Genomic DNA, 13,670 nt, shown 5'->3' with positions numbered 1-13,670 from the left:
GGCACCTGCGGCCGATCCGCCGAAGTAGGGGTCGCTCATAGCGTGGAGCCATGACCACACCCGTCTGCACCAGCGCTTCCGACGCCGCGACGCGGTCCCTGCCGAGCGCGACGTATCCGTCCTTCACGTCGTACGTAAGGGCCCGCCAGCCGGTGCTGCTGCGTACCGCCCGCTCGCTCACCGCGAACCCGAGCGACGCGGAGGACCTGCTGCAGACCGCGCTGACCAAGACCTACGTGGCCTGGGAGCGCATCGAGGACCACCGTGCCCTCGACGGCTATGTGCGCCGGGCCCTGCTCAACACCCGGACCTCGCAGTGGCGCAAGCGCAAGGTCGACGAGTTCGCCTGCGACGAGCTGCCCGAGCCGGAGCCGGTGTCCGGCCAGGACGCCGACCCCGCCGAGCAGCAGGCGCTGCACGACGCGATGTGGCGGGCGATCATGCGGTTGCCGGCGCGGCAGCGGGCGATGGTCGTCCTGCGGTACTACGAGGACCTCAGCGAGGTCCAGACGGCCGAGGTCCTCGGGGTCTCCGTGGGCACGGTGAAGTCGGCGGTGTCGAGAGCGCTCGGCAAGCTGCGCGAGGACCCGGAGCTGGGCCTGGTTCGGTGAGGAGCCGGAGCTATGCCCGGTCCGGTAGGACCCGCGCGGCCTGCGGTGAGCCCCTCCCCTCACCCTCGGCGGCAGCTCTCTCTCACCCCTACCGGCAGAGCTCTGTGAACGCAACGTGACATGATCGATCACCCGGCCCTAGTGACATACCGCGCGGTATGCGCGCAGAATCTCCGCAACCCTTACTACCGCGTAGGCAATGTCGCCCCCGGGAGGACGCCGTGCTGAGCACCATGCAGGACGTACCGCTGCTGATCTCGAGGATCCTGGCCCACGGGTCCACGATCCACGGCACATCGCAGGTCACCACCTGGACCGGTGAGGCCGAGCCGCACCGCCGGTCCTTCGCCGAGGTCGGTGACCGCGCGGCCCAGCTGGCGCACGCCCTGCGCGACGACCTGGGCGTGGTCGGCGACGAGCGGGTCGCGACGCTGATGTGGAACAACGCCGAGCACGTCGAGGCGTACTTCGCGATCCCCTCCATGGGCGCGATCCTCCACACCCTCAACCTCCGGCTCCCGGCCGAGCAGCTGGCCTGGATCGTGAACCACGCCGCCGACCGGGTCGTCATCGCCAACGGCTCGCTCCTCCCCCTGCTCGCCCCGCTGCTTCCGCACCTCAAGCCGATCGAGCACGTGGTGGTGTCCGGCCCGGGCGACCGTTCCCTCCTCGCGGACGCCTCCGTCCAGGTCCACGAGTACGAGGACCTGATCGCCGGCAAGCCGACCACGTACGACTGGCCGGAGCTGGACGAGCGGCAGGCCGCCGCCATGTGCTACACCTCCGGCACCACGGGCGACCCGAAGGGCGTCGTCTACTCGCACCGTTCGATCTACCTGCACTCCATGCAGGTCAACATGACCCAGTCGATGGGGCTGACGGACCAGGACACCTCGCTCGTGGTGGTCCCGCAGTTCCACGTCAACGCGTGGGGCCTGCCGCACGCCACGTTCATGACCGGCGTCAACATGCTGATGCCGGACCGCTTCCTGCAGCCCGTGCCCCTCGCCGAGATGATCGAGCGCGAGAAGCCGACGCACGCGGCCGCCGTGCCCACCATCTGGCAGGGCCTGCTCGCCGAGCTCAACGCGAACCCGCGCGACGTCTCCACCCTCGGCCAGGTCACCATCGGCGGGTCGGCCTGTCCGCCGTCGCTCATGAAGGCGTTCGACGACCTGGGCATGCGGGTCTGCCACGCCTGGGGCATGACGGAGACCTCCCCGCTCGGCACGGTCGCCCGGCCGCCGGCCCACGCGGTCGGCACGGAGGAGGAGTTCGCGTACCGGCTCACCCAGGGGCGCTTCCCGGCGAGCGTCGAGGCCCGGCTCACCGGACCCGGCGGCGAGCGCATCCCGTGGGACGGCGAGTCGGCGGGCGAGCTCGAGGTGCGCGGCCCCTGGATCGCCGGCGCCTACTACAACGGCCCCGACGCCGAACCGCTGCGCCCCGCCGACAAGTTCAGCGAGGACGGCTGGCTGAAGACCGGCGACGTCGGCACCATCTCGGCCGATGGCTTCCTCACCCTCACCGACCGCGCCAAGGACGTCATCAAGTCCGGCGGCGAGTGGATCTCCTCGGTCGACCTGGAGAACGCGCTGATGTCCCACCCGGACGTCGCCGAGGCCGCGGTGGTCGCGGTGCCGGACGACAAGTGGGGCGAGCGGCCCCTGGCCACGGTGGTGTTGAAGGAGGGCGCCTCCGCCGACTTCGAGACGCTCCGCGCCTTCCTCGCCGAAGAGGGCAAGATCGCGAAGTGGCAGCTTCCGGAGCGCTGGACGGTGATCGAGGCGGTGCCCAAGACCAGCGTCGGCAAGTTCGACAAGAAGGTGCTGCGCAGGCAGTACGCGGAGGGTGGGCTGGACGTCACCCAGCTCTGAGGAAGCGCTGTAGGAGTTGCGGGGAACTGTTGTCGGGCGGCTGCGGGTGGTTCGTGGTTGCTCGCGCAGTTCCCCGCGCCCCTTTCAGGGGCGCGTGGGCACCGTCCCTCAGTTGGTCCCGATCCGCGACAGCAGGTCCACGATCCGGGCCTGTACCTCGGGGCTCGTCGAGCGCTCCGCCAGGAACAGCACCGTCTCGCCGGAGGCCAGCCGGGGCAGGTCTGCCTGGTCGACGGCGGCCGTGTAGACGACCAGCGGGGTGCGGTTGAGCTGGCCGTTCGCGCGCAGCCAGTCCACGATCCCGGCCTGCCGGCGGTGCACCTGCATCAGGTCCATCACGACCAGGTTCGGCCGGAAGTCGCCCGCCAGCATCACCGCGTCGGTGTCACTCGCGGCCCGCGCCACCTGCATCCCACGCCGCTCCAGCGTCGCGGTCAGCGCCAGCGCGATCTCCGCGTGCTCCTCGATCAGCAGGACGCGCGGCGGGTGCTGCTCGCTGTCCCGGGGGGCCAGCGCCTTCAGCAGTACGGCGGGATCGGCGCCGTACGCCGCCTCACGCGAGGCCTGTCCGAGCCCCGCCGTCACCATCACCGGCACCTCGGCCGCGACGGCGGCCTGCCGCAGGGACTGGAGCGCGGTACGGGTGATCGGCCCGGTCAGCGGGTCGACGAACAGCGCGGCCGGGAACGCCGCGATCTGCGCGTCGACCTCCTCGCGCGAGTGCACGATCACCGGCCGGTAGCCGCGGTCGCTCAGCGCCTGCTGGGTCGTCACATCCGGCGCCGGCCACACCAGCAGCCGCCGCGGGTTGTCGAGCGGCTCCGGCGGCAGCTCGTCGTCCATCGGCTGCGGACGCGGAGTGTCGGCCACCTCGACGGCCCCGCCCGGCCCGTCCAGGGGTTCGGGTCCCTCGGCGGCGTTCTCGTCCGGGGCGCCTATGGCGTAAGACCGTCCGGCCGCCTCGGCAGCCGGCGCGAGCCGTGACTGCCCGGCCATCGACGGCTGCGGCTGGGGCTGCCCACCGGCCGACGGCTGCGGCTGCGCCGCGGGCACCGGCTGCTCGGCCGGCGGATGCGGCCGCGCCCCCTGCTCCGCCGGGCCACCGGCACGCGCCGCGGGGTCGGGCGGCGTACCCAGCTTGCGACGGCGTCCGCCGTTGGTCTGATGCGGGGGAGGCGTGGCCGACGACTGCGAGGGCTGCTGCACCTGAGCGGCCTGCCGGGTGAAGGGCACGCCCTGCCCCAACGTCCGCACACTGATCGCGCGGCCCTGTGTCGAGTTCGGGTCGACGGGAGCGCCGGGACCGGCCGGAGCGGCGGCCTCGGCGGGAAGCGGCTGCGCCGCCCGCTGCTGACCGGCCGCGGCCTCGGGAGGCAGGGGAGTACCCGGAGCGGGGGTGCCGTGCGGCTGCGCGGGCTGTGCCGGCTGGGGGGCGTTCGGATTCGGCGGTACGGGGGTGGCGGCACCCTCGGGCGCCACGACCGTCCCCGCGCCGGAGCTGTCGTCGGCACCGGCGGGCCACGGCTGCTGGGCCGGAACGCCCTGCGCCGGCGTGCCCTGCGCGGGAACGCCCTGACCAGGGGCCGCCTCGATGGGCAGCGGCCCACCCGGAGCGACGGCGCCCGGCGCGGTCCGGGCCTGACCGGCGGCAGGCACGGGCTGCCCGGGCATCGCCTGGGCCTGCGCCTGCTGGATCTGCGCCTGCTGGGCCGGCACCGGCTGCCCCGGAGCAACCTGTCCGGGAGCCACCTGTCCGGGAATCTGCTGCCCCGGAGCCACCTGCCCGGGAGCAACCTGCCCCGGAGCCACCTGTCCGGGAATCTGCTGCCCGGGAGCAACCTGCCCCGGAGCCATCTGTCCAGGAATCCCCTGCGCCGGGACCTCCTGCGCCGCCGCGCCGACCGCCTCCGCGGGCGGAGCAACGGCACGCCGACGACGCCCGGTCGGTGCGCTGGTGGGGTGCGGCTGCGGCGGGGTGTGGTCGTCGGCCTGGTCGTGCGGCACGGCATCGTGCCGGCCCTCGTCGCCCCGTACGCCTCCCGGCGCCCCCTGCCCAGGAATCTGGGGGGCGGCAGGAGCCTGTCCGGGAACCGGAACCGGAGCCACAGGCGAAGCCGGAGTCATCGAAGCAGCGGCAGCAGGAGCCGCGCCGGGAGCCCGGCCCGGCCCCTCCGCCGCCCCGGCGGGCGCGCGGTCCGCCTCGGCCGGCGGCAGCGCGAACACCGTACGGGGCCCCGCCTCCTGCGCCTGCGCCTGCGCGGCACTGCGCTCGGCCGCGGCGGCCAGGGCACGGCGACGCCGTCCGGTCGGCTGGGCGGCATCGCCCGGTGCGGCCGTACCGGAACCGTCGGCCGGAGCCGCGTCGGCGGCCGGAGCGGGCAGGGCGGGCGGCAGCGCGTGCTGCTCCCCGCCGTCCCGCCGGGCACGCCGTCCACCCGGGCCGGGCACGCCCTGCGGCGGTACGGTCCCGCCCAGGCCGTTCCCGGTCGCGGCGGTTCCGGCCGCGTGCTCGGCGGCCGTCATGACGGCGCCCTCGGAGACACCGCCGTCGCCGTCGCCGCCGTCGCCGTCCTCGGCGGGACGTCCGCGGCGCCGTCCGGTGCCGCCGGAGACCTCGCCGCCACCGTCACCCGTGCCCGCGGGCAGTTCGGGCGCGGAGGCGGCACGCCTGCGCCGCCGACCGGTGGGCGCGGAGGACTCGGCATCGGCGGAACCCTCGGCTTCGGCCTCGGGCGAGTCGCTCTCCAGGAAGGCGTCGACGGAGGACCGCCGGGCCCGCCGCCGTCCGGTGCCGCCGCCCTCGGCCCCGTTCGCGCCATTGGTCCCGTCGGTCCCGTCCCCCGCCGGGGTGGCATCAATGGCAAGGGCCGGAGCGGCGGCAACGGCCCCCGCCCCACCACCGATGGGCACTTCGAGGACGAACGCACTGCCGCTCATCCCGGGCACCTCGTGCGTCTGGAGCACTCCGCCGTGGGCCCGCACGATCCCGCGCACGATCGGCTCGTGCACCGGGTCTCCCCCGGGATACGGCCCGCGCACCTCGATCCGTACGACCTCACCGCGCTGCGCCGCGGCCACCACGACGGTGTTGTCCATGTAACCGCCCGCGGACACGGGCGAGTTGCCGGTCGCGTCGACCCCGGCGACGTCCGCGACGAGATGCGCGAGCGCGGTGGCCAGACGCTGCGGGTCGACCTCGGCCTCGATGGGAGGCGCGTGCACGGCGAACTGCACCCGCCCCGGGCCGATGAGGTCCACGGCCCCGTCGACACCCGCGGCGACGACGGCGTCGAGCATCACCTTCGTACGGACGACCTGATCGACGCCGGAGTCCAGCCGCTGGTAGCCGAGGACGTTGTCGATCAGCGTCGTGATCCGCGAGTAGCCGGCCGACAGATGGTGCAGCACCTGGTTGGCCTCGGGCCACAACTGCCCCGCGTCGTCGGCGGCGAGCGCGGCCAGCTCACGGCGCAGCTCGTCCAGCGGACCGCGCAGCGACCCGGCGAGCAGCGTCAGCAGCTGGTCGTGCCGCCCGGACAGCGCCTCGTACCGGTCCTTCTCGCGCTCGCCGAGGGCGGCGTAGCGGTCCTCGCCGGCGGCGAGTTCCTCGGCGTGCCGCTCCAGGAGCTCCTCGACCTCGGTGACGTGCTTCTGCCGCAGGGCGGTCAGCTCGGAGGCGTGCTCCTCGGCGAGCCTCTCGAGTTCGTCCTCGTGCTGCTTCCGCTCGGAGTCCTTCTCCTCGGCCAGCGTGTCGTAGGGCCGCCGGTCGGTGAAGGTCATCACGGCGCCGACGAGCTGGTCGCCGTCGCGCACGGGCGCGGTCGTCAGATCGACGGACACCTCGTCCCCGCCCTTGGACCACAGCACCTGCCCGCGCACCCGGTGCTTGCGCCCGGAGCGCAGGGTGTCGGCGAGCGGGGACTCCTCGTACGGGAAGGGCGACCCGTCGGCACGGGAGTGCAGGACGAGCGTGTGCAGCTCGCGCCCGCCGAGGTCGCTGGCCCGGTAACCCAGTATCTGGGCGGCGGCCGGGTTGACGAGGACGATCCGCCCGTCGGTGTCGGTGCCGACGACGCCCTCGGAGGCGGCGCGCAGGATCATCTCGGTCTGCCGCTGCGAACGCGCCAGCTCGGCCTCGGTGTCGACGGTGCCGGAGAGGTCCCGTACGACGAGCATGAGCAGCTCGTCGCCGGTGTAGCCGTAGCCGTCGTAGGCCTGGCCGCCGTTCTCGAGATTCGCGGACGTGACCTCGACCGGGAACTCGCTGCCGTCGGTGCGCCGGGCCGTCATCCGGGTCGGCTTGGTCCGGCCCTGCGGGTCCATGTGATCGGGCCGCCGCATGGAGCCCGGGATGAGCTTGGAGTCGAACTGCGGAAGCAGATCGAGCAGCCCGCGCCCCACCAGAGCGGTCCCCGGGGCCTCGAAGGCCTCCAGGGCGATGGTGTTGGCGTTGACGACGGTCCCATTGGCGTTGACCAGCACCAACGCATCGGGAAGCGCATCGAGTATGGCTGCGAGGCGAGCAGCGCCTCGGGATGGCCTGCTGCTCACGAGACGCTTCCTCCCTGTTACCGCACCTTGCCGACCGCTCGGGCCATCTTGCCAACCGGCCCGCGGCGTGTCACGCGAGGGAGTCTAAGGGTTGGGGTTGCGCTCGCGACGTCGGATGAGAGGGAGGTCGCACGACGAAGTGACCCAGAACGTATGACCGCCCCTGCCGTCGTCCTTCCCGCGTGCGCCCGCTGTCCATGACGACTTCGCGAGACCTTCGCGGGACTTTTGCGGATCCGGTACGTCCGGTATGGAAAGCCTGTGCGACGGGGGACGGGTGAGGCCCTCGACGGACCGCACATCGGACCTTCGTCTCATCGACGCCGGCCGGGGCCCGCCGGCGATCCGACGCTTCGGCTCTTCAGCCGCTCTCGGCGCTCTACAACCGGCGTCCTTGCGCCCGCACGTCGGGCAGGAGCGGCACGAGCCGGTTCCAGCGGGCGATCTCGCACCCGTCGCTGCGGTCGTAGCGGGCGTCGACGGGGCGCCCGGCCCAGGTCCCGGTGACGTGGGCGGTGGCCGACCCGCCGTACTGCATGGTGCAGAAGGTGCCCTGGGGTACGGGGGCGAAGGCGTCCTTGCCCCAACGGGTGCCGCTGTCGAGCGCGGCGCAGGCGTCGGCGGCACGGGGGTGGTCGCCGCCTGCCGGATGGCAGGTCAGCTCGTGGGTCCCGTCGGCGCCGTCGCCGGCGTCGCGGACGGTGACGGTGAGGTGGTCGCCGGCGCGGTCGGGGTCCTTGGCGGACGGGACGGCGGCGGGCGCCGCGGCCACGGGCGCGACGGAGGTGAGCCCTACGGCGGCGAGGGCGCCGGTGGCGGTGAGGAGGACCCGGCGAAGGTGGCCGGCCCGGGCGGAACGGTTGACCTGCAACATGACCTGACTAACGCCGGACGCCGTCCGACGTTGCGGCCCTCGAAAGCACGCCGGAAGGGCTTTGCCCTGCGACCTCTCCGCCTAGTACCGTGGGAGTCGATTGGTGACAGCACGCTCGACTGTGTCATCATCTGCACGCACCACTCGCGCTCGCGCGGGCGGCTGTGCTGGAGGCGTCGCCTAGTCCGGTCTATGGCGCCGCACTGCTAATGCGGTTTGGGCCTTAAAGCCCATCGAGGGTTCAAATCCCTCCGCCTCCGCGCTCGATCACGAAGCCCCGGTCCTAGGACCGGGGCTTCGTCGTTCACGCCACTCGGACGCCTGCTCCAGCACCCGCCCGTCGAACGCCTCAGAGGTCGTTTTCCCAGCTCACAAGGGGTGGGCCAAACGGATTTCACATGGCGGCGGCAGTCATGTAATGTTCTTCCTGTCGCCGCGAGCGGGCCGGAAGGGCCGGGAGCGGCGGGAAAACAGAACAAGCACTCGTAGCTTAACGGATAGAGCATCTGACTACGGATCAGAAGGTTGCAGGTTCGAATCCTGCCGAGTGCACATTGGATCAGAGGCCCCGGAGAAATCTGGGGCCTCTGGTGTTTTTGGTGAAGTTCCGCGGGGACGCCGACGGTTCGGGGTGTGGGTGCGCGATCCACGGGCGTCCGGGGCTACTTGTTGTCCTTGTGGTCTTCCATGTGCAGGGTCGCGTGGTGGTTCAGGGGCTGGTCCGGGACCAGGCGGGACAGGGCCTCCGTGAGGCGTTCGCAGGCTTCTCTCAGGGCTCGGACCGTCTGGTTGCGTTCGGCGATGGTGGCCGAGAGGAGCAGGCACGTCAGGGCCACGGTGCCGTTGAAGGCCTGGAGGATGACCATCTTGGCCAGGAGGTCCTGGCCGGAGAACGGGCCCACTCCCGCCGCGCCGGCGATGATCGCGACCACCGACGTGATCAGTGCGCAGGGTGCGGCGCCCTGGAGTTGGAAGCGGAAGGCCGCCCAGATCAGGAAGGGGATGACGAGGAAGAGGAGGTTGAGGGGGCTGCGGGTGGCCACGACGGAGGCCGCGGTCGTGCCGGCCAGCAGGGCCGCCGCCTCGGCCCAGCGCAGCAGCGGGACGTCATGTGGTCGGCGCAGGGTGCGTGCGGCCAGGAGCAGGGGTGCGATGACGAGGACGCCCATCGCGTCGCCCGTCCACCACACCGACCAGGTCGGCCAGAAGTCGTCGGCCGTCAGCGCCTCGGAGGCCACGAGGACCCCCGTGCCGATCGTCGCGCTGATCAGCATCCCGCTCAGGGCGCCGAGGAAGACCAGCGCCAGGGCGTCCTGGAGCCGGTCGAGTGCGAGGCGGAACCGAACGCGGCGCAGCAGGAGGCAGGCGCAGACCGGGGCGATCGTGTTGCCGGCGACGATGGCGAGCACGGGCAGGATCGACGGTCCGAGGGGCGCGTTCACGACGAACGCGCCGATCGCGATGCCCGGCCACATGCGCAGGCCCCACATCAGCAGGGCGACCAGGGCGATGCCGGTCGGCGGCCAGAAGGGCGTGACCTGGCCCCGTACCAGCTGCTGCTCCAGGCCCAGCTTGGCGCTGCCGTAGTAGGCGGCCGCGACGATGGTCAGGCGCAGGGCGTGAATGGCGTAGTCGCGGAGCCGGGGGCCGTCCGTCTTCTGCGGTGTCATGGGGGCGACAAGGCCGTACATGGCACTCACCCTCCGCCGAGGTCACCGAGGTCACCGAAGTCGCCGTAGCGCAGGACGAGGACCGCCGCGTCGTCGCTGTGGCCGGTCAGGTCCGCGACCTTGATCACCTGGGCGGCCAGGTCCGCGGGCTCGGCGTCGCAGCCGTCGCCGACGAGGTCGGCCACTCGCTTGAGACCGTCGTCGATGGGGTAGCCGGGGCCCTCCACCACACCGTCGGTGAGCAGGACGAACGCGCCCGTGTCGGTCAGGTGCCGGCGGGACGACGGATAGTGCTCGCCGGCGTTGATGCCGAGCGGCAGGCCACCGTCCTCCAGGACGATCTCGCAGTGGCCGCCGGTCGTGGCCCAGACCGCCGGTACGTGCCCTGCGCGGGCGTCGCGCAGCTCCCTGGTGGCCGGGTCGAAACGCAGGAAAGTGCAGGTGACGAAGAGCTCGGAGGCCATCGCGACCAGCAGGTCGTTGGTGTGCCCCAGCACCTCCGCCGGGTCCGTGGTGGCGGTCGCGACCGCGCGCAGACAGGTGCGGACCTGGCCCATCAGCGCCGCGGCCTCGACGTCGTGGCCCTGGACGTCCCCGATCGCGAAGCCCACCGAGCCGTCCGGCATCCGGAAGCCGTCGAACCAGTCGCCGCCGATGTCCAGACCGATCCGCGCGGGTGTGTACCGGCCCGCCACCCGCAGGTACGGCACGTCCGGCAGCTCGGCGGTGAGCACCTGGCGCTGGAGTGCGGCGGCGAGCTCGACGCGTGCCTGGTGGAGCTTGATCTGGTCCAGAATCCGGCCGGTGAGATCCCCGAGCTCCTGGAGCAGCTCTCTGGTGGCACCGGCCGAATCGGTGCGGCGATGGGCCATGGCATCACACCCCGTGTTCCTGCGGAGCGCTGTATACGGCGATACGTCGCATATGTGGCGCTTTCACGGTACCCCGCGGTGACGGGAGGGTCCTCCCTGGCTGACGAACCGATCGACGAACCGATCGACGAACGGACTGACGACCGATTGACGAACCGATTCAGTCCTGGTCGCCGAAGGCCAGCGCGTCGAGGTCCCCGTCGAAGTCCTCCCCCAGCCCCGGCAGGCCCAGGAACATCCGCTCCAGCGGGTCGGGCGCCATCTGTCGCGGTTCGTCCCGTACGGCGTCCGGTGCCGTCTGGAGGGTCTGTTCCGTCCAGATGCACTTGCCGGTCGGCGTGTACCGGGTCCCCCAGCGCTGCGACAGCGCGGTGATCAGCTGGAGGCCGCGGCCCCCCTCGTCCGTCTCCGTCGCCCGGCGTATCCGCGGCATCGTCAGGCTGCCGTCGAAGACCTCGCAGATCAGCGCGGCGCCGTGCAGGAGCCGTAGCCGCATGGGGCCCCTGGCGTGGCGGATGACGTTGCCGACGAGCTCGCTCGCCAGCAGTTCGGTCGTGGGGGTGAGGTCCTCCAGGTCCCAGGCCGTCAGCTGCTTGCGGATCAGGGCGCGGGCCTGGCCCGCCGCCCTCGGGTCCTTGGCGAGCGGCCAGGAGGCGATGCGGGAGTCGGGCAGCGCGTGCATCCGGGCCAGGAGGAGGGCCGCGTCGTCGGCCGTCTGCTGGCCGGCGGGCAGCAGGGTCGAGGTGATCCGCTCGCAGAGCAGCTCCAGGTCCGTCACCGTGCCGTCCGCGTGGGCGGTACGCAGCACCTCGGCCAGGGCCGCCATGCCCTCGTCCATCTCGCGCCTGGACGACTCGACCAGGCCGTCGGTGTACAGCGCCAGCACGCTGCCCTCGGGGACCTGGATCTCCGCCGTCTCGAAGGGGGGCTCGGCCGCGCCCAGGGGCGGGTCGGCCGCCAGGGGCGGGAAGACCACCGTGCCGTCGGGGTGCAGCAGGGCCGGCGGCGGGTGGCCCGCCCTCGCTATGGAGCAGACGCGGGTCGTGGAGTCGTACAACGCGTACAGACACGTCACGTACGACTCCTCGCCCATGGCGCCGACGATGTCGTTGAGGTGGCTCATGATCTCGTCGGGCGGCAGTTCGAGGTCGGCCAGGGTGTGCACGGCCGTGCGCAGGCGGCCCATCGTGGCCGCCTCCGGCAGGCCGTGGCCCATGACGTCGCCGACGACCAGGGCGACCTGGCCGCCGGACAGCGGGATGATGTCGTACCAGTCGCCGCCCACGTCCATGCCCTGGCCGGCCGGCAGATAGCGGGCGGCGGCCGAGCACGCGGGCAGGTCGGGCAGGTCCCGGGGGAGCAGGCTGCGCTGGAGCTCGCGGGAGCGGGTGTGCTCGGCGTCGAAGAGGCGGGCCCGCTCCAGGGCCTGGGCGACCAGGGCGCTGGTCGCGGTCAGCAGGGTGCGCTCCTCGTCGGTGAGGCGGCGCGGGTGGTCGAAGGTGACCGCGCAGATGCCGAAGGTGTGCCCGGAGGCCGTCAGCGGGAGCAGCGCCCAGGACTGTTTGCCGGCGCGGGCGGGCAGGTCGGCCAGCTCGGGGTAGTGGGCGGAGAACTCGTGGGGGGTGGACAGGAACAGGGGAGTACCGGCGAGGATCGCGTCCCACAGCGGGCTGGACTGCGTGCGCTCACGGCCGTCGAGCACGGCGAGGACGTCGTCCGGGTAGCCGACGGAACCGACCGTGTGCAGCCGGTCGCCCTCCACGGTCTGCACCACCAGACCGGAAGCCTCGAACGGCGGCAGCACGCCGCGCGCGACCGCGTCCACCACGTCCACCGACGTCGTCGCCTTGGCGAGGGCCGCGGTCAGCTCCCCTATCCGGGCGGCGCGCTCGGTGGCCGCCCGCTCGGCGGACCGGCGCTCCTCCTCCAGCCGCCGCTTCTCGGTGACGTCGGTGAAGTAGATGGTGCGGCCGTCGGGGCCCGGCACCAGCCGCAGATGGCACAGGCGGCCGTTCGGCAGCCGTACGTCGAAGCTCACCGACTTCTCCGCCGCGGCGGCCTGCCGGCAGCGGATCTCCAGGCCGGGCACCTGCTCGGCGGCGGGCAGGTCCCACAGCAGACAGCCGAACAGCTCCTCCTCGGAGAAGCCGAGGGTGCGCTCGGCCTCCAGGTTGGCGAAGGTGATGCGCCAGTCGTCGTCCATCGCCAGGAAGCCGTCGCTCATGTGCCGCAGGGCCCGGCTGAGGGCGTCACGGGCGGAACGGGGTTCGTTGCTGTCCCAGCCCACCCCGATCATCCGATGCGGTTCGCCCCGTTCGTCGTACGTCGGTCTGGCGCGGGCCTGCGTCCAGCCCCAGGTGCCGTCCAGCTTGCGCACCCGGTACTCGGCCTCGAAGACCTCGCCGGTGCGGATCGCGCGGTCCGCCGCGGCGAGCGTCGGCGGCAGGTCGTCGGGGTGGACGCACCGCATCCAGTTCTCGACCTTGCCGGTGTAGTCCTGGGGCAGGGTGCCGTACAGCTCCAGGGCCGCTTCGTCCCAGATCAGTTCGCCGGTGCGGATGTTCCAGTCCCAGGAGCCGACGCTGACCTCCTTCAGGGCCTGGCGCAGCCGCTCGCCGTTGTGTTCGGGCTGCTGGGCGGGCCGTACGGGGCCCGTCGGCGGGGGCGCCTGGCCCATGCGGTCCTCGGTCCAGGAGGCGACGGCCCGCAGGAACTCCCAGTGGTCGGGCCCCGGTTCGCCGGGTGCGTCCATCAGGACGCTGAGGGCGCCGGTGCCGCGGTTGCCGCTGTACAGCGGCAGTGCCGCGAGGCCGGTGCCGGGCCAGGCGGCGTCCGGGGAGTCGGCGGCGCCGGCCGGGCTCAGCGGGACCCAGACGCCGTTGCCCTCGCGCAGCGCGAGCGCCGGGGCCAAGGGGCCCTCCTGGCCGACGATCTCCCAGGAACGGGTGAGGGCCGGCGGGAGCCCGGCGGTCGACACCAGGCGTAGCGCGGACATCGGGCCCCGCAGGTGGATCATGCCGCCCAGCGCGCCCAGCTCGCCCACCGCGTGCTGGAGTGCCAGCCGGAAGACCTCGCTTTCCGCGACACCGGGGGCCACCGTGCTGAGCAGTGCCAGCCGAGCGTTCATGTCGCGGACTTTACCGTTCGGGCACGTGGTAAACCCTCGCTTCGCAAGATCCTCACGGGTGCCGTGAAGTGCACTGACGGCAAGTCAA

The 13,670-nt window shown here is 72.7% G+C and carries 7 protein-coding genes and 2 tRNA genes; 4 read left to right on the top strand and 5 right to left on the bottom strand.

Going from position 1 to position 13,670, the window contains the following annotated elements; genetic code table 11:
* Positions 1-50 precede the first annotated feature (50 nt).
* Complete coding sequence (locus tag PGH47_RS20975) at positions 51-611, top strand: SigE family RNA polymerase sigma factor (protein WP_214332635.1); 561 nt, start codon at positions 51-53, stop codon at positions 609-611.
* A gap of 233 nt (positions 612-844) precedes the next feature.
* On the top strand, positions 845-2,488 hold the full coding sequence (locus PGH47_RS20970) for a long-chain fatty acid--CoA ligase (RefSeq protein ID WP_271668109.1): 1,644 nt from the start codon (positions 845-847) through the stop codon (positions 2,486-2,488).
* A 108-nt stretch (positions 2,489-2,596) separates the two neighbouring features.
* Here the strand turns inward: PGH47_RS20970 and PGH47_RS20965 are convergent, their stop codons facing one another.
* Positions 2,597-7,039, bottom strand: coding sequence for a PAS domain-containing protein (locus PGH47_RS20965; protein ID WP_271664708.1), 4,443 nt, complete (start codon positions 7,037-7,039; stop codon positions 2,597-2,599).
* 379 nt (positions 7,040-7,418) lie between these two features.
* Entirely contained in the window at positions 7,419-7,913 is a 495-nt protein-coding gene (locus PGH47_RS20960) for an SSI family serine proteinase inhibitor (protein WP_271664707.1), read from the bottom strand.
* Between the two features lie 169 nt (positions 7,914-8,082).
* Here PGH47_RS20960 and PGH47_RS20955 point away from each other — a divergent pair.
* A tRNA-Ser gene (locus PGH47_RS20955) sits at positions 8,083-8,173 on the top strand.
* Between the two features lie 219 nt (positions 8,174-8,392).
* A tRNA-Arg gene (locus PGH47_RS20950) sits at positions 8,393-8,465 on the top strand.
* Positions 8,466-8,575: 110 nt separating this feature from the next.
* Here PGH47_RS20950 and PGH47_RS20945 read toward each other — a convergent pair.
* The 3 genes from PGH47_RS20945 to PGH47_RS20935 all read right to left on the bottom strand — a co-directional run bounded on the left by PGH47_RS20945 (position 8,576) and on the right by PGH47_RS20935 (position 13,582).
* Complete coding sequence (locus tag PGH47_RS20945; RefSeq protein ID WP_376050946.1) at positions 8,576-9,604, bottom strand: MASE1 domain-containing protein; 1,029 nt, start codon at positions 9,602-9,604, stop codon at positions 8,576-8,578.
* Positions 9,605-9,609: 5 nt separating this feature from the next.
* Entirely contained in the window at positions 9,610-10,455 is an 846-nt protein-coding gene (locus PGH47_RS20940) for a PP2C family protein-serine/threonine phosphatase (RefSeq protein ID WP_271664706.1), read from the bottom strand.
* 160 nt (positions 10,456-10,615) lie between these two features.
* Positions 10,616-13,582 (bottom strand): SpoIIE family protein phosphatase, encoded by a 2,967-nt coding sequence (locus PGH47_RS20935; RefSeq protein ID WP_271664705.1) that lies wholly within the window; start codon positions 13,580-13,582, stop codon positions 10,616-10,618.
* Positions 13,583-13,670 lie beyond the last annotated feature (88 nt).

It is taken from the genome of Streptomyces sp. HUAS 31 (assembly GCF_028198125.1).
GTDB classification, from domain to species: domain Bacteria; phylum Actinomycetota; class Actinomycetes; order Streptomycetales; family Streptomycetaceae; genus Streptomyces; species Streptomyces chartreusis.
The sequence above is the reverse complement of the archived record's forward strand: the minus strand, read 5'-3'. Positions and strand labels throughout refer to the sequence as shown.

Bases quoted from the DNA above. Each gene is read 5' to 3' on its own strand.
- PGH47_RS20970 (WP_271668109.1), top strand. From the start codon at position 845: ATGCAGGACGTACCGCTGCTGATCTCGAGGATCCTGGCCCACGGGTCC.
- PGH47_RS20940 (WP_271664706.1), bottom strand. From the start codon at position 10,455: ATGGCCCATCGCCGCACCGATTCGGCCGGTGCCACCAGAGAGCTGCTC.
- PGH47_RS20945 (WP_376050946.1), bottom strand. From the start codon at position 9,604: ATGTACGGCCTTGTCGCCCCCATGACACCGCAGAAGACGGACGGCCCC.
- PGH47_RS20960 (WP_271664707.1), bottom strand. From the start codon at position 7,913: ATGTTGCAGGTCAACCGTTCCGCCCGGGCCGGCCACCTTCGCCGGGTC.
- PGH47_RS20935 (WP_271664705.1), bottom strand. From the start codon at position 13,582: ATGAACGCTCGGCTGGCACTGCTCAGCACGGTGGCCCCCGGTGTCGCG.
- PGH47_RS20975 (WP_214332635.1), top strand. From the start codon at position 51: ATGACCACACCCGTCTGCACCAGCGCTTCCGACGCCGCGACGCGGTCC.